The organism is Pseudomonas sp. C321 (assembly GCF_055407105.1).
On record NZ_JBUZRB010000003.1, the window covers coordinates 1 to 15,106 of the forward strand.

Below are 15,106 nucleotides of genomic sequence, written 5' to 3' on the forward strand. Positions count from 1 at the left end.
CATGTGAGAGTAGGTCATCGTCAAGATTAAATTCCGAAACCCCATTTGCGAAAGCAGATGGGGTTTTGTTTTGGGCGCTCGAAAAGTATGAGCGAGCGCGCCGGGAGCAAGCTCGATCCTAGAGTTGAAGCCCCGACAAATTTGCACAGTTATTTCTGAAGCAGAACACTAGAATAGGCACCTAACCTTTTTTAGAGTTCGAGCCCTATATGCCGGATCCGGTTGATACCCTCAAGGTGTCAGACTTACCGCTGGACGACCTGGTGGCATGCCATGAGTGTGACTTGCTGATGCGCAAGCCAGAGCTTACCCGTGGTGAGAAAGCCTTATGCCCGCGTTGTGGTTATGAGCTGTACGCCCATCGGCACAATGTCGTCGAGCGTAGCCTCGCCTTGGTGATCGCGGCGCTGCTGTTGTACGTCCCGGCGAACTTTTTACCCATCATGCAGCTCAATCTACTCGGGCAGTCCTCGCAGGACACGGTGTGGAGCGGCGTTGTCGCCCTGTTCAACACCGGGATGCAAGGCGTCGCCGTGGTGGTTTTCCTCTGCAGCATGGGCATTCCATTGCTCAAACTCATCTGCCAATTGGCGGTATTGCTGAGCATTCGTTGGAACGTCGGCCGCAGCTACGGCTTGCTGTTCTATCGCATTTATCACCATTTGCGGGACTGGGGAATGCTTGAGGTCTACCTGATGGGTGTGCTGGTGGCAATCGTAAAGCTGGCCGATATGGCTTCCATCGCCGTAGGCTTGGGTTTGGCCTGTTTTGTCGGTCTGTTAATGGTCCAGGTGCTGCTGGAGGTGGTGATGTCACCTCACCAGATCTGGCAGGCGTTGTCAGGAGAGGATGCTCATGCGGGCGATTGATGCGGGCATTCTGATTTGTACCGAATGCCACGAGCTGAACAAGCAAGACCCGGACACTGACGAGCAAACCTGCAGCCGTTGCGGTGCATTGGTCCACGCTCGTCGTCCGAACAGCCTGATGCGTACTTGGGCCTTATTGATCACTGCGGCCATTTTGTACATCCCCGCCAACCTGCTGCCGATCATGACCGTCAGTTCCCTGGGGCAGGGCGATCCGAGCACCATCATGTCCGGGGTGATCCAATTGGTGCAGCATGGGATGTTCCCTATCGCGGCCGTAGTCTTTATTGCCAGTATCCTGGTGCCAACGTTCAAACTGGTGGGTATCGCTTTACTGTTGTTCTCGGTGCAACGCCACCAGCCGCTTTCAGCGCGACAACGCATTATCATGTACCGCTTTATCGAATTCATTGGCCGCTGGTCCATGCTGGATATCTTCGTGATCGCCATCCTGGTGGCGGTCGTAAATTTTGGGCGACTTGCCAGTGTCGAGGCTAATCTCGGCGCTGTGGCTTTCTCCAGTGTGGTGATTTTGACGATGCTTGCCGCAGTAACTTTCGATCCCCGACTGATTTGGGATAACACGGAGTCGGACGACGACCATGACTGATTTGCCTAAGGCTAAAACCCGCCCAGCTTCGAACTGGTCGGCTATTTGGGTGCTGCCCCTGATTGCACTGGTGATCGGCGGCTGGCTGGGATGGCGCGCTTATAACCAGACGGGCATCGAGATCCAGGTTCGTTTTGAAAGCGGCGAAGGCATCCAGGCCAACAAGACCGAAGTGGTCTACAAAGGCATGCCTGTGGGCAAGGTCAAAACCCTGGCCCTCGATGATGAAGGCAATAATCGCGGGGTAATTGCTACCATCGAGATGAACAAGGACGTGGAGCAATACCTCAAGACCAACACCCGCTTCTGGCTGGTCAAGCCCAGCGTCAGCCTGGCCGGAATTACCGGTCTGGAGACCCTGGTCTCGGGTAACTACATCGCTGCCAGCCCCGGCGATGGCGAGTCTTCGCGCAAGTTCAAGGCGCTTTCCGAAGAGCCGCCACTATCGGATGCCAAGCCCGGCCTGCACCTGACCATCAAGGCCGAACGCCTCGGTTCGCTTAACCGGGGCAGCCCGGTGTTCTACAAACAGATCCAGGTGGGCCAGGTCAAAAGCTACCTGCTCTCCGAAGACCAGAGTACCGTTGAGGTCAAGGTATACATCGAGCCGACCTACGCCAATCTGGTGCGCAAACATACGCGTTTCTGGAACGCCAGTGGCATCAGCATTGATGCCAACCTGTCCGGGGTCAAAGTGCGCAGCGAATCCCTGGCCAGTATCGTCGCCGGCGGTATCGCCTTCGCCACTCCTGAGAACCGCAAGGACAGCCCACCCACCGATCCAAGCCTGCCGTTCAGGCTGTACGAAGACTTTGACGCCGCGGCCGCAGGTATCCGGGTCAAGGTCAAACTCAGCGACTTCGAAGGCCTGCAGGCCGGCCGTACACCTGTGATGTACAAAGGCATTCAGGTCGGCAGCTTGAAGACCTTGAAGGTCGATCCAGACCTGTCCAGCGCCAGCGCCGAACTGACCCTTGATCCATTGGCCGAAGACTATCTGGTCCAGGGTACCCAATTCTGGGTGGTCAAACCCTCCATTTCCCTGGCCGGCATTACCGGTCTGGAAGCTCTGGTAAAGGGTAACTACATCGCCATCCGCCCCGGCGATAAAGGCACTGCCCCCCAGCGTGAGTTCGAGGCCCGGCCCAAGGCCCCCCCGTTGGACCTGCGCTCCCCAGGCTTGCATATGGTGCTGTTCACCGACAGCCTCGGCTCCCTGGAGGTTGGCAGTCCGATTCTCTACAAGCAGGTCAAGGTCGGTTCGGTACAGAGCTATCAATTCTCCCGCAAGCGCAAGCAACTGGTGATCGGTATCCATATCGAGAAGGAATACGAAGGCCTGGTTAACGGTTCTACCCGTTTCTGGAATGCCAGCGGCGTAACGCTCACTGGCGGTCTGACCGGCGGCATCCAAGTCAAGAGTGAGTCCCTGCAGAGTCTGATGGCCGGCGGTATCGCCTTCGAGACGCCAGAGCAGAACGTACCACTGAAAAAACGCATCCCACGTTTCCGCCTGTTCCCGGATCACGACGCTGCCAATCAAAAGGGCACGCTGGTGACCATCAAGATTGACCGTGCCGATGGCTTGCGCAGCGGCACGCCGGTTCGCTTCAAGGGTCTGGACGTGGGCAAGATTGAAAGCGTCGACCTGAGCGCCGATATGCAGTCCGTGATGCTCAGCGCACGTATCACCGAAGTGCCGGAACGTATTGCTCGCGTTGGCAGCCAGTTCTGGGTGGTCAAGCCTGAACTGGGCTTGATGAAGACGTCCAATCTGGAAACCCTGGTGACGGGCCAGTACATCGAGGTGCAACCTGCGGCGAAAAGCGCTGGCCCACAAAAGAGCTTTGTCGCCCTGGCCCAACCGCCTGAGGCTACCCAACAGGAAGCCGGCTTGAGCCTGGTGCTCAGTGCTGCCCGCCGTGGATCGTTGAAAGTTGGTGTGCCGGTGACCTACCGTGAAGTCACCGTGGGCAAGGTCACCGGTTACGAACTGGGCCAGACCGCTGACCGCGTGCTGATCCATATCTTGATCGAACCCAAGTACGCCCCACTGGTACGCACAGGCAGTCGGTTCTGGAACAGCAGCGGCTTCGGTGTCGACTTCGGCCTGTTCAAGGGCGCGACGGTACGCACCGAGTCCCTGGAGACCCTGATCCAGGGCGGCATCGCCTTTGCCACGCCAGACGGTGAACGCATGGGCAATGCCGCACGTCCCGAGCAGACCTTCCCGTTGTTCGACAAGTTCGAAGACGAGTGGCTAATCTGGGCACCGAAGATTCCTCTGGGTAAATAAACCCAAGCCCATAAAAAAGGCCGCGATCCATTGGATCGTGGCCTTTTTTGCTTTTAGTGCAGCCGATCAGACCTCATCCAACTCCGGCTCGTCCGCCTGCACCCTCACTGTCGCCTTCACTGCGTCGTGACGGCGAATGTACTTCCAGTCCGCCTCATCAATGTAAATGCCGTTCGGTCCGCTACCGCCTTCCAGGTCAATCGCCACCTGGGCGGAAACCTGTGGCTTCACACTGGCCAGAATCGGCACGAAGCCCAGCTGCAAGCTGGTTTCCAGCAGCGCCGCCTGGTTCTTCTCGTCGATGTCTGCTGCCTCATCGAGGTAATACGGTAAGCGCACGCGCCCGGCCTGGTCGCGGTCCATCAAGTGCAGCAACAAGTACATGTTAGTCAGTGCCTTGATGGTCATGGTGGTGCCGTTGGAGGCGGCGCCATCGATGTCGGTGTGAATCACCGGCTGACCGTTGACCTTGGTGATCTCAAACGCCAGCTCAAACAGATCCTTGAGGCCCAGCTGGTTATGGTTGGCGGCTACCAGGCGTGCCAGGTATTCCTTGGCCTCTTCGTTCTTGTTGTCCTGCTCGGCGCTCTGGCTCAAGTCGAACACCGACAGGGTTTCGCCTTCTTCATACTGACCGGCACTGTGGATGATCTGGTCGATATGCTTGAGGGCTTCCTTGTTCGGCGCCAGCACGATGCGGAAGCTTTGCAGGTTGGAGACCTGGCGCTTGTTGATCTCGCGGTTAAACAGTGCCAACTGGTGCTCAAGACTGTCGTAGTCGCTGCGGATATTGCGCAGGGTCCGCGCTATATCGGTGACCGCAGCACGTCGCGCCTTGCCCAGGGTCAGGGCTTCGTCGGTACGGTGTGCGTAAGCGTTGATCAGCAGATGCAGACGACGCTCAACGTCATCCTCACTGTCGAATTTGGCCACGCCCTTGAGGCGCACCTGGGCGTACAGCGCTTCGATCTGGCCATCGCCGCGCAGCAAACCCTGCCAGCTGTCCTGATAGTCATTGAGCAGCGCCAGCAAGTTATCCATGGAATCGTCGACCGGGTCCATAAACGGCGTGCCAAACGGCAAGTCCGCTGGCAACAGCTGGCGACGACGCAAGGCGTCATCCAGCGTGCGCTGCTTGGCTTCCATGTCACCGATCTGGCGACCCACCAGTTGCAGCTTGGCCGACAGTTGCTGGACGCGTTCGGTAAAGGCATCGCTGGAGCGTTTCAGTTCGTCTTGCGCCGCTTCCATCTGCGCCAGGTTTTCCAGCTTCTCGCCTTCCTCGGCGCTCAGGGTTTGCGCACGGCGGAAGTCTTCCAAGGCTTTCTGCGCATCCAGCACCTGTTGGTACAGTGCCTCGGTCTGGGTCTTGCTCGCCGCGCGGTCGGAGGTCACGGCTTGCTGGGTTTTCAGTTGCTTGAGTTCTTTTTCCAGGCGCTCTTTCTGGTCGCGCAGTGCCGCGCGGTCAGCCAGGGCTTGCAACGCCGGCGGCTCGATGTGTGAGATGTCGATGGACAGCCCCGGCACTTCAAAGCGCTCGCCCTTGAAGCCATTGAGGATCAGCTCCAGGGATTTGACCCACTGACCGTCGTCGTCCAGGGCAATGCCATGCTCACCCAATGGCAAGCTGAACAACGAGCTGTTGAACAGGCGCATCAGGCGCTCGACATCCTGCTGGGAGAATTCTTCCCGCAGTTTGGCGTAGCTGTTGTTGTCGGCGTGATCGAGTTGTTGCTTGACCGACTTCAGGCGTTTTTCCAGGTCCCGCAGACGCTCATCCAGGTCCTCGGCGCTGAACTGGCGCGACTGCGCAAGGGCCCCTGCCAGCTCATCGTGAGCATCCTTGGCCGCGAGCAGTTGCTGTTCCAACACCTTGACGTCATCCACCAGGGCAAAGCGATGCTTGAGCACCGACAACTCACCCAGCCAGCGCTGAATACCGCTGATTTCCCGCTCCAGGCGCATCAGTTCCTGGGTGCCGCCGCGCTGGTCGTTCTGCAGCGAATCTTGTTCGTTGCGGTAGTGCTCGGCCTGGATCGTCAGTTCTTCCTTGCGCGCACCGGCGTAGTCCGACCAAGTGCCCAGCAACGAGTCCAGCAGTGGCGACAGGCGGTGCAGCTTGCCACGCAGAATATCGCGGTGCTTCACGCCATTGGCCAAGGCTTCGACGAGAGGGCCGGCAGCTACTAGGGCGTTGTAGTCCTGCTCCATGCGTCTTACATCGCGGAAAGCTTCTTCGCACGCCGCGATGTAATCGACACTGCCAGAGCGCAGGCTGTGTTCGAAGGCATCGAGGAACAGTTGCTTAAGCTTGGCCGCAGTGATTTCACGCATATGCAGCAGGTTGATAAACAACGCGCGGAAGGTCTTCAGGCTCTGCTCGCTGGTAGAGCGCAGCGGGATCAGCGTCAGGTCCAGCGGAATAGAGGTGTGACCACCCACCAGCAAACGGCGCAGCTCATCGGGCTTGAGTTCATAGGCTTTCAAGCCTTCACGCTCAAGGTTGGTGAACAGCTCTTTCTGGCGCAGGCAAGTATCGTTTTTCTGGTAGTGGGCCAGGTCCAGCTTGCCGGCGTAGGCAAAGAACTGGTGACCGAAACCACCCCCCGGGCCGCGACCGACCACGCCGATCACATGTGGGCCGTGTGGTAGCGACACTTCCACCAGGATGTAGCTGGTGTCGGTAGCAAAGTAGAAACGCCGGGATTGCTCCAGGGTGTACTTGCCGAAACTCATGTCCGACATGCGCGCCAGGATCGGGAACTGCAAGGCGTTGATCGAAGCCGATTTACCCAGGTTGTTCGCGCCGTACACCGACAGCGGCTCTTCCAGCGGGAACAAGCCCAGGCTGTAACCGGCGGTATTCAAGAGGGCGAAGCGGCGAATGCCGTAGCGTTCCTTGCTCATGCATCGGTCTCCTGTTCTTCGGCAATGGCGCGGGCCATGGCGTCTTCTTCGCTGTCGTCGGCGAAGTCACTAAGGTCCAGCGGATCATTGGTCTTCAGCAACTTTTCGTCGCTGTCCTCGTCGATCAACACCGGAGCGGGTAACGGCAACACGCTATGCAAGCTGGCCGCCAAATCGCGGTCCTGCTGCACGGACAGGCACACATCGAGGAATCGATGCATCGGCGGCAGGAAGCGGTAGATACCGTTCTCCTCACTCGCGAAACCGAGCTGCGTCATGCGGCGCATGATTTTTTCTTCCAGCTCTTCCTGGGTCTGCACTTCGGCCTGGATAAACAGGTCGCGGTACTTTTCCAGCAACGACGGCAGCTCATCACGGCCCAGGCTGCCACCGTCGAGCACCGCAATCGGGTCGCGACCCTGGTCGGCCAGGTGCTCGACGATGATGAAGGTGAACAGTGCCAGGCGCTGGGCGGTCTTGTTGACCTGCGCGGCGGCGACGGCGGTGTCCGGGACGAAGTAATAGAAACCACGGGTATCGCATACCAGCTCAAAGCCCAGGGCCTTGAACAGCGTGCGGTACTGGTCCTGGAAGTTCGACAGTTGCGCGTACAGCTCCGGGTCGCGGCGGCTGACGTGGTACCCCTTGAACAGCTCGCGAAAGATCGGCGCGAGCTGGGACAGTTCGGATAGATCAAGTTGCATGCTGAGTACTTGCATAAGGGGTGCTCGCAGAATTCTCGGTCGCATCAGGCGTGGCCGGGAGCAGGGCGAATGAGCGCAGGCTGACCTGGTGCTCGTGAGTGTGGTAATCCTGGCGTTCCAGACGTTCGCGCTTGAAGCGTTTCTCCCGCGACAGGCGTGAGAACCAGTACAGCAACTCGTCGGTCGCGCCGTCCGGTTCCTGCTCCAGCAGCCAGGTCATCAGGTCCGGCATAGGCAGGGCATCTTCGCAGCGCTCCAGCATTTCCTTGACCGTGCGCGGTGCGCGAGGGGCTTCTCCCTTGTGGGATTTGTGTGCCTTGGGGAAGCGCGCGGGTTTGGGTTCGAAGTTCGCCAGAGCGTAGACATAAGCCTCGACCTGGCTAGCACTGCCGAGAAAGGTGCTTTGCGGCCGGGTAAACATTGGCATAGCCGCTTGCGGCACCGCGTCCAGGCCCTTGCGGCGAATCGCCGACAAGGCCAGCGCGGCGCCACGGGTTACTGCGTTGTGCCGGCGGGCTTCTTCGCGCAGCGGCAGCAGTAATTCGCGGGCATGACGCAAGGTCAGTTGGGCGCTGGTTTGCATCTCGAGGATGCGCGCGTGGGTGCGCAGCAGCATGTCATCGTCCACCAGGTGGCCGAGGCGCTGCTGCTCAGTGAGCATGCGCAGCAGCACGTTTTCCACCTTGCGCACGCCTTGTTCGAAGGCACCGTCGGCGTTCACCAGTTGGATCATCGGTTCTACGTATTCGTCCCAGGTCGCCAGCACTTCGGCGTAACGCTGGCGCAACGGGATCTGCCGGTCGCTGGTTTTGGCCCGATCAGCTACGGCGGCGAGGGCCTGTTCGTCGTTGGCGAGCTTTTTCAGCACGTCGCGCACGCGCATGTCCAGCAACCGCAGCTGCCGGGCCAGGTCGTGGCCGTCACGGATATCGAAGGCGTCCTGGATATAACCGGCCAGGCGCTCAAGGTGGCGCAGGTAGGCTTCGATTTCCAGGCACAGGCCTAGCCGGTGCTCCTTGCGAAGATAGGCGAGGAAGTCGTGGATCTGCGCGTTGAGCTCGAAACGGTTCGGGCTCTTGGCGACAGGCACCAGGATATCCAGGCGAATCCACACGTCCAGCAGGCTGGTGATGTCCTGGGGCGTGCTGTCCAGTTGTTGGGCGGCCAGTTGTGCGCGCAGTTCGGCGAGGCTCAGGGTGCCTTGGTCGAAGTGTTCGCACAGAGGCTCAAGCAGGGCCCAGTGTTCGGCGAGGGCGCGCAAGACGCGCTTGGGTTCGATCATCGGAATGGCCAGCTGGTTGGCGATTAAAAGCAGCGATTGTACTGCATCCAAGGTGGGATTTATCCACAGCCGGTCAGGGTGCTCCTGGATGGGCTTTAAACGCATCAACGGTGGGCGATCTTCGTCGAAGGGCGGTAGAATCACCGTTCTTTAGTTATCCACAAGTGGCCGACCTTTGCTTATCGAGTCCCGACGTCGCGCTTACTTGACCGCCATGCAGGTGGTCAACTGGCTGCCACGCACCGAATTGCCCTTTGCCGCGCCTTCGCGGCCCGAGCTGTTGCAAGCGCTGGAACCTTACGAGCCTTTCGAGTCGTCTGGCGAGGAGGCGGCTGCGCCTGTAGCGGTGGTCAAACCTGCGGTTGAAGCGATTGTTCGGCCGACAGAGCGGGTCAAGGTCGAAGTACCGCGTCGGTCGCCCGTTGCCAAACCGGTGATTGCAGAGCAGGCAGCCCCCGTGGTCAAGGCTCCGGTGGTGCTACCGCCGCGTTTTTCCCTGCAGTTGCTAAGAGCTGGACGCTGCCTGGTGCTGGTGGAATTGCCCACCGGCGAGCGCTTCCAGACGCGCGATCCGGCGTATCTGCTGCTCAAGGACATGCTACGCGCTGCCGGCCTGCCGGACAGCCCGCAGATCGTCGGCGACCCGGTGCGCTGGCCGCTGCTGGTACGAGGCACTATGGACCAAGGCCCGGAAGCGGCCCGGGACTTTGTCCAAGGCTTTGTCTCGGCCCGCCTGGAAGACGAGCCCTGCGTCTGCCTGTGGCTGATCGGCCTGCCAGCCGTGCGTTTTGCCGGCGAGGCCAATGCCGAGTCCTGGTACCGCGAACTGCAGGTCGAAGGCCTCGGTTCAGTCTGGGCCCTGCCGGGCCTGGAATTATTAATGGAAGAGCCACAGCGTAAGGCTGATGTCTGGCAAGCCATGCGCCGGCTGATGGCGCGCTGGAAAAGTACCGATGAGTGAGGCTTTATCTTTCCGCCCGATGACCGAGGCGGACCTCGATGCTGTGCTGAAGATCGAATACGCAGCCTTCAGCCACCCCTGGACTCGCGGGATTTTTCTCGACGGACTGGGCAAGTACCAGATCTGGCTAATGTTTGAGGGTGAGCAACAGGTGGGGCATGGCGTGGTGCAGCTCATCCTCGATGAAGCGCACCTGCTGAACATCACCGTCAAGCCGGAAAACCAGGGCCGTGGCCTGGGCTTGAGCCTGTTGGAGCATTTGATGTCACGCGCCTACGAGGCCAAGGCGCGCGAGTGCTTCCTGGAAGTACGTGACAGCAACACCGGGGCGTTTCGCCTGTATGAGCGCTATGGCTTTAATGAAATCGGCCGGCGTCGGGATTACTATCCGGCTGTAGGCGGGCGCGAGGATGCAGTCGTCATGGCCTGCACCTTGGTGGACTGAGTATAAAACTCATGTGGAAGCGAGCTTGCTCGCTCCCATAGTTAGAACCGCGTTGCTTCAGCGATTGCCATCCACCGGGTCCCGCTCCGCCATCTCCGCCTCATCCAGACCATTTCCGCCACCAATATCATCCTCATCAACGATGCTCAGGTCCCAATCCGCCGGCTCACCTTCCCCGGCTTCATGGCCATCGCGCGCACCATCTTCACGGATCAGCGTTTCTGGGCTCATATCGTCATCGGTCGCCTCATGATCGGCGGTCGAAGCTCCGGTCATCCCGGCTTCTCGCACCCGCTGCTCGGGCATCAAGTGTTCGCGTTCACCCTGCGGGAGCTCATTGCCAATTTCCGCCGTCGGCTCCTCCTCATCAAAGTCCAGCTCCCGCATCGAGCCCATGCGGTCTTCGTTGTCATCAATCGGCTCCGGTTGAGTGGTGCCGAAAGGACGTCGTGATTCAGTCATGGCTATTCCTCATAATGTGGGGCTTATAGTGTGTGGACAGGCGCGGCCCTTTAAGATTCAAGGTATTTTCCGTTCGACTATCTGCGTCCTGGGCGTGACCCCGATGGGTGGTCGTCTGTCAAAGCTGCGCATGATTCCTGAGGCTGACCTGATGAACGAACTACAAGACCTGATTGATAACAATGAACGCTGGGCGGATGCGATCAAACAGGAAGATCCGGAATTCTTCGCCAAGCTCGCCCGTCAGCAAACCCCAGAATATCTGTGGATTGGCTGTTCGGACGCCCGAGTACCTGCCAACGAGATCGTCGGCATGTTGCCTGGCGACCTGTTTGTACACCGTAACGTGGCCAATGTGGTGCTGCACACCGACCTTAACTGCCTGTCGGTGATTCAGTACGCCGTTGACGTCCTCAAGGTCAAGCACATCCTGGTCACCGGCCACTATGGCTGCGGTGGTGTGCGCGCCTCGATGCAGGATCGCCAGCTCGGTCTGATTGACGGCTGGCTGCGCTCAATCCGCGACCTTTACTACGAAAACCGCGAAGTACTGGGCCAATTGCCTACGGAAGAAGAGCGGGTCGACCGCCTCTGTGAGCTGAACGTGATCCAGCAAGTGGCCAACGTCGGCCACACCAGCATTGTGCAAAACGCCTGGCACCGTGGGCAGAGCCTGTCGATCCACGGCTGCATCTACGGGATCAAGGACGGTCGCTGGAAAAGCCTGAACGCCACCATCAGCGGCTTTGAGCAGTTGCCGCCGCAGTACCGTTTGCGTCCGGTAGGCGCCGTTTAAGGGCTTTTACGTTTGCGCCACTGTTCCATGAACAGCTGGCCTTCAGCGTTCAGCGGCTCCTTTATACCGGTGATCCAGCTCCGGCAGTTGCCGGCGCTGCAACGGCAAGGGAACTGCTGAAACAACACGTCCTCAGTGCTGGCGTCATCCATGGTCAGGAGGGTTCCGGCGGGGATGGCCTGGACCGACCACAGCTCCAGCTCGCTGATGTCGAGAAAAGTGTTCGGGTTGCAGGAGTGTAATAGCAGGCCGCTGAAGCAGGGGTCATACAGGTGGATGCGAGCAGACACCTGTAGCGTATGCAGGCGTCGCTCGCCCAGGGTGTGCCCGGAGATATTGCCCATTTTTTGCGTAAGAAAATGCCTGCTGATTACCTGTCATTAAAGCGCCGGGATGCTCGCTGACGGGGCAGGCGCTGCGCTCTTCAATTGCTTGAGTTGAGCCTTGATCGCTGGCGTGGCGCACTTGGCCTTCGCTTGCTCGGGGGGGAACTCGCGAATCGAGGTATAGAACAATTCGCAGGTCTGCTCCTTGCGGGTCACTTGCCAGGTGTTCATACAACCTTTGAGTTGCACATTAGGATCGCTGGCGGGCTTTTGGCCCATTGCGGCCTGCCAGCAGGCAGCGCTCAAGTCCTGGCCCATGATTTTCAAGCCGGCATCGTCGGCTTTTTGTTCGTCGCCGTCGTAGGTGTCGGGGTTGGCGGCGTACCAGATGTAACTGGGGTGGTTGGCGCCCAATACCGCGACGTTGGCGCCTTCGGCTGGGCTGATCTGCGCGAGGCCCAGTACCGCCACACTCTGTCCGTACTGCTGCTTGATCCAACTGCGCACTGGCGCGCCGAACGCTACCATCGGCAACGAGCCGCTGGCGTTATGGCTGAGTTCCTTGACCATCCGCGTCTGGTACTCGGTGAAGTAACCGTAGACCCCCTCCAAATCCTTGCCTGCCGTGGCGGGGGCGGCAATCGGTGCAATATCGATGATGGTCTGGTACTCCGGCGTCTGGGTCGCCGGAAGGCCGTTGGCGGTCAGCAGCGTGGCCCAACGGTCAGTAGTGGCTGATTCAAGGTAGTCCTGGAAGTGGGTCAGGGAATAGTCCGGCGGGAAGTGCAGCAGTTCGATACTTTTGCGGTTTTCCAGCGCCATGCCCAACGGCAGGAACAGGTACCAGTTGAACTGCCACTTGCCGTCGCTGTTGAGTTTGCTGGCGCCCTGATAGGCCAGGTCTGCCGTGTTGAGCAGTGTGGTCAACGGCTGGCCGTAGCCGTCCGGCACGCCGCTGAAGTGGGCCAACATTTGACTCTGATCGTTTTTTACGCTGACTTTCGCTCGACTGTAACCATCACGCTGAAGGCTCTGGTTAAGGTAATGCTCAACGGTCTGCTCCAGCGTCAGTGGCCGAAAACAGATAACGCTGCAATTATTGGGGTAGGCGAACAGTTGGGTGACCCGTTGCGGGGTGCCCAGCGGCACGATGACGTCAGCCTGTACGACCGCACTCAAGGTTAGTGCGGCCAGGGTGAAGGACAACCTGGTCAGTTTAAACATGCGTGTTTCCTTGTCAGCGAAAGCCCGTCTGCGCGGGGTGAGTGCCCACCCCCACACAGTAGCGGTTGACCAGGATAAACGCGTGGTAAATCTGTTTTCTTGTCGCTATTGGGCAAGAGCGGCTACACCGTAAAGTGCAACGCGTTGCTCAGGTCGCCCATGGGTTTCTGGCCTCGGGCGATCATGAACCTGACCGCACCTGTCGCAATAACAGGCGCGGTTCAACTAAATTAAGGCATCACCGGCGGCAAATACGTCAACGTCGTCCCCAGCGCCCACAACAGAAACAGCACCAGCGGCGTATGCACCAGCAACTGCACAAACGAGAAACCAATCAAATCCCGCGCCTTCAACCCCAGCACACCCAGCAGCGGCAGCATGTAGAACGGGTTGATCAGGTTGGGCAGCGCCTCGGCAGCGTTATAGATCTGTACCGCCCAGCCCAGGTGATATTGCAGGTCGTTGGCCACTTGCATCACATAAGGGGCTTCGATGATCCACTTGCCGCCACCCGACGGAATAAAGAACCCCAGCACCGCCGAGTACACGCCCATCAGCAGGGCGTAAGTGTCGTGGGAAGCTATAGAGGTGAAAAACGTCGAGATATGGTGGGCCAACGTCTGCCCGTCGCCGCCCTTGACCACCGTCATCAGCGCTGCGATGGAGCCATACAACGGGAACTGGATCAGCACCCCGGTGGTGGTTGGCACTGCACGGGCCACCGCGTCGAGGAAACTGCGCGGGCGCCAGTGCAACAATGCCCCCACCATCAGGAACAAAAAATTGTAGGTGTTTAGCCCCGAAATAGCGCTGATCGCCGGCTTGGTGGAGAACTCATGGAACAGCCACCCGGCCGCCAGCAAGGCCAGCAGGATGGTCAGCAATGGGCTGTGCTCCAGCCATTCGCCGGGGCGGGTCGGTGGTTGCGGCTTTGGCAGGTTAAATGCCGGGTCGACCCCGCAGGCCTTGGCGTCACGGGCGGAATTGGGTCCAGGCGCGGTGACGTAAGCGATGACCAGCGACACCACAATCAACGCCAGCAACAGCACGCCCGATTGCCAGAGAAAGATGGTCTCGGTGAAGGGAATCATCCCGGTGATCGACAGAATCGACGGCGGCAGGCTGGCCGGGTTGGCCTGCAACTGCGCTGCCGACGACGAAAGCCCCAGGGCCCATACCGCGCCGAGGCCCAGGTACGCGGCGGCACCAGCGGCGCGGTAGTCCATGCGCAAGTCAGTACGGCGGGCCAGAGCGCGCACCAGCAAACCGCCGAAGACCAGGGACAAGCCCCAGTTGAGCAGCGAGGCGACCATGGAAATCAACGCTACCCAAGCCACGGCGGAGCGGCCGTTTTTGGGAATGCGCGCCAGGCGATCAATCAACTTTACGGCCGGCGGCGAACTGGCGACCACATAACCGCCAATCACCACAAAGGCCATTTGCATGGTGAACGGGATCAGGCTCCAGAAACCATCACCGAAGGCTTTGGCAGCCTCGGTCGGTGCTGCGCCCATGCTCAAGGTCGCTACGGCGACAATGATCACGGCAAGGGCGGCAAACACCCAGGAATCGGGAAACCAGCGTTCGGCAAAGTTTGAACAGCGCAAGGCGAAACGGGCATAGCGGCTATCTTCGATATCAGCGGCCATTAAGCAACTCCAGGTTTTTTATGATTATGGTGGGGCACAGGGCTTGGGCAGGCCCTTGGTTCAGACGTCCACATTAAATCAAACGGTGGAGAGTTGGCTGCCTGTTTCAACCGACTTCGGGCTTGGGGTCCCCTCGCAGTATGAAGTGCCGGGAGAACCCCATTCGGCGACTGACGCCCGCCGGCTCGGACACCAGAGGCAGGCGAAATTGCGAGCGCTCCAGCAGTTCCAGATGCCAGGTGGTGTCACCGATAAAGCGAAAGCTCAAGGTATTGCCTTCACTCAGGCTCAGGTCGCGAAAATTCCCGGTGCTGTAGGCGCCACCCAGGGTTGCAGAGTCGAGCAACCTGCCGTGGTCGTCGAGCAGATGAATATTGAGCCCTTCTTCGAACGGCACGTCGTCCGTCACAAACAGCAGGTAAAAGCTGCGCCAACGCACCGCAGCCTCCAGTACCGCACCGTTGACGGTGGTGCTACACGCAGCTCCCTGCAACAGCACTGCGCAGGTTGGGACAACATTTTCATCGGCATCGGGCTGATGCCGGACGCTGATCTCAGAAGCCAAGCGCATCGCC

The 15,106-nt window shown here is 59.4% G+C and carries 13 protein-coding genes and 1 pseudogene; 6 read left to right on the top strand and 8 right to left on the bottom strand.

Going from position 1 to position 15,106, the window contains the following annotated elements:
- Positions 1–209: 209 nt before the first annotated feature.
- The 3 genes from ACZRJ6_RS09455 to ACZRJ6_RS09465 are packed head-to-tail and all read left to right on the top strand — an operon-like array spanning position 210 to position 3,775.
- Positions 210–869 (top strand): paraquat-inducible protein A, encoded by a 660-nt coding sequence (locus ACZRJ6_RS09455; protein ID WP_463967937.1) that lies wholly within the window; start codon positions 210–212, stop codon positions 867–869.
- A complete protein-coding gene (locus ACZRJ6_RS09460; RefSeq protein ID WP_149411792.1) occupies positions 856–1,479 on the top strand; it encodes a paraquat-inducible protein A in 624 nt (207 codons plus the stop codon). The genes ACZRJ6_RS09455 and ACZRJ6_RS09460 overlap by 14 nt, the downstream gene beginning before the upstream one ends.
- A complete protein-coding gene (locus ACZRJ6_RS09465; protein WP_463967938.1) occupies positions 1,472–3,775 on the top strand; it encodes a PqiB family protein in 2,304 nt (767 codons plus the stop codon). Before ACZRJ6_RS09460 ends, ACZRJ6_RS09465 begins: the two co-directional genes overlap by 8 nt.
- Before the next feature lie 66 nt (positions 3,776–3,841).
- Here ACZRJ6_RS09465 and mksF read toward each other — a convergent pair whose 3' ends face one another.
- From mksF to mksB, 3 genes are read right to left on the bottom strand one after another with little or no spacing between them, the layout of a single operon-like run.
- Positions 3,842–6,682: an Mks condensin complex protein MksF gene (gene mksF / locus ACZRJ6_RS09470; RefSeq protein ID WP_463967939.1), complete on the bottom strand. Its 2,841-nt coding sequence runs from the start codon at positions 6,680–6,682 to the stop codon at positions 3,842–3,844.
- Positions 6,679–7,386, bottom strand: a complete 708-nt coding sequence (mksE, locus tag ACZRJ6_RS09475; protein WP_133101905.1) for an Mks condensin complex protein MksE — start codon at positions 7,384–7,386, stop codon at positions 6,679–6,681. Before mksE ends, mksF begins: the two co-directional genes overlap by 4 nt.
- Positions 7,376–8,668, bottom strand: coding sequence for an Mks condensin complex protein MksB (gene mksB, locus ACZRJ6_RS09480; protein WP_463968413.1), 1,293 nt, complete (start codon positions 8,666–8,668; stop codon positions 7,376–7,378). The genes mksE and mksB overlap by 11 nt, the downstream gene beginning before the upstream one ends.
- A 214-nt stretch (positions 8,669–8,882) precedes the next feature.
- Between mksB and ACZRJ6_RS09485 the strand changes: the two genes are divergently transcribed.
- On the top strand, positions 8,883–9,629 hold the full coding sequence (locus ACZRJ6_RS09485) for an energy transducer TonB (protein ID WP_463968414.1): 747 nt from the start codon (positions 8,883–8,885) through the stop codon (positions 9,627–9,629).
- A complete protein-coding gene (rimI, locus tag ACZRJ6_RS09490) occupies positions 9,622–10,074 on the top strand; it encodes a ribosomal protein S18-alanine N-acetyltransferase (RefSeq protein ID WP_149411788.1) in 453 nt (150 codons plus the stop codon). Before ACZRJ6_RS09485 ends, rimI begins: the two co-directional genes overlap by 8 nt.
- A 57-nt stretch (positions 10,075–10,131) precedes the next feature.
- On the opposite strand, the gene ACZRJ6_RS09495 is transcribed toward rimI, so the two are convergent.
- On the bottom strand, positions 10,132–10,536 hold the full coding sequence (locus tag ACZRJ6_RS09495) for a serine kinase/phosphatase (protein ID WP_463967940.1): 405 nt from the start codon (positions 10,534–10,536) through the stop codon (positions 10,132–10,134).
- 151 nt (positions 10,537–10,687) lie between these two features.
- Here ACZRJ6_RS09495 and can point away from each other — a divergent pair, with 151 nt between their 5' ends.
- Positions 10,688–11,332 carry a carbonate dehydratase gene (can, locus tag ACZRJ6_RS09500; RefSeq protein WP_133101908.1) on the top strand — a complete coding sequence of 215 codons (645 nt, stop codon included), beginning with the start codon at positions 10,688–10,690 and terminating at the stop codon, positions 11,330–11,332.
- Here can and ACZRJ6_RS09505 read toward each other — a convergent pair.
- The 4 genes and pseudogenes from ACZRJ6_RS09505 to ACZRJ6_RS09520 form a co-directional block, all read right to left on the bottom strand.
- Positions 11,329–11,664: pseudogene (locus ACZRJ6_RS09505) on the bottom strand (SET domain-containing protein-lysine N-methyltransferase); the annotation flags it as partial. The gene can and the pseudogene ACZRJ6_RS09505 overlap by 4 nt on opposite strands.
- A gap of 48 nt (positions 11,665–11,712) precedes the next feature.
- Positions 11,713–12,882 (bottom strand): hypothetical protein, encoded by a 1,170-nt coding sequence (locus ACZRJ6_RS09510; protein ID WP_463967941.1) that lies wholly within the window; start codon positions 12,880–12,882, stop codon positions 11,713–11,715.
- A gap of 230 nt (positions 12,883–13,112) precedes the next feature.
- Entirely contained in the window at positions 13,113–14,531 is a 1,419-nt protein-coding gene (locus tag ACZRJ6_RS09515) for a short-chain fatty acid transporter (RefSeq protein WP_463967942.1), read from the bottom strand.
- Between the two features lie 106 nt (positions 14,532–14,637).
- Positions 14,638–15,102 (bottom strand): hypothetical protein, encoded by a 465-nt coding sequence (locus tag ACZRJ6_RS09520; RefSeq protein ID WP_463967943.1) that lies wholly within the window; start codon positions 15,100–15,102, stop codon positions 14,638–14,640.
- Positions 15,103–15,106 lie beyond the last annotated feature (4 nt).

What these genes read in the sequence shown, in the direction of transcription:
- ACZRJ6_RS09455 (WP_463967937.1), top strand. Translation starts at nt 210, where the DNA reads ATGCCGGATCCGGTTGATACCCTCAAGGTGTCAGACTTACCGCTGGAC.
- ACZRJ6_RS09460 (WP_149411792.1), top strand. Translation starts at nt 856, where the DNA reads ATGCGGGCGATTGATGCGGGCATTCTGATTTGTACCGAATGCCACGAG.
- ACZRJ6_RS09465 (WP_463967938.1), top strand. Translation starts at nt 1,472, where the DNA reads ATGACTGATTTGCCTAAGGCTAAAACCCGCCCAGCTTCGAACTGGTCG.
- mksF (WP_463967939.1), bottom strand. Translation starts at nt 6,682, where the DNA reads ATGAGCAAGGAACGCTACGGCATTCGCCGCTTCGCCCTCTTGAATACC.
- mksE (WP_133101905.1), bottom strand. Translation starts at nt 7,386, where the DNA reads ATGCAACTTGATCTATCCGAACTGTCCCAGCTCGCGCCGATCTTTCGC.
- mksB (WP_463968413.1), bottom strand. Translation starts at nt 8,668, where the DNA reads ATGATCGAACCCAAGCGCGTCTTGCGCGCCCTCGCCGAACACTGGGCC.
- ACZRJ6_RS09485 (WP_463968414.1), top strand. Translation starts at nt 8,883, where the DNA reads ATGCAGGTGGTCAACTGGCTGCCACGCACCGAATTGCCCTTTGCCGCG.
- rimI (WP_149411788.1), top strand. Translation starts at nt 9,622, where the DNA reads ATGAGTGAGGCTTTATCTTTCCGCCCGATGACCGAGGCGGACCTCGAT.
- ACZRJ6_RS09495 (WP_463967940.1), bottom strand. Translation starts at nt 10,536, where the DNA reads ATGACTGAATCACGACGTCCTTTCGGCACCACTCAACCGGAGCCGATT.
- can (WP_133101908.1), top strand. Translation starts at nt 10,688, where the DNA reads ATGAACGAACTACAAGACCTGATTGATAACAATGAACGCTGGGCGGAT.
- ACZRJ6_RS09510 (WP_463967941.1), bottom strand. Translation starts at nt 12,882, where the DNA reads ATGTTTAAACTGACCAGGTTGTCCTTCACCCTGGCCGCACTAACCTTG.
- ACZRJ6_RS09515 (WP_463967942.1), bottom strand. Translation starts at nt 14,531, where the DNA reads ATGGCCGCTGATATCGAAGATAGCCGCTATGCCCGTTTCGCCTTGCGC.
- ACZRJ6_RS09520 (WP_463967943.1), bottom strand. Translation starts at nt 15,102, where the DNA reads ATGCGCTTGGCTTCTGAGATCAGCGTCCGGCATCAGCCCGATGCCGAT.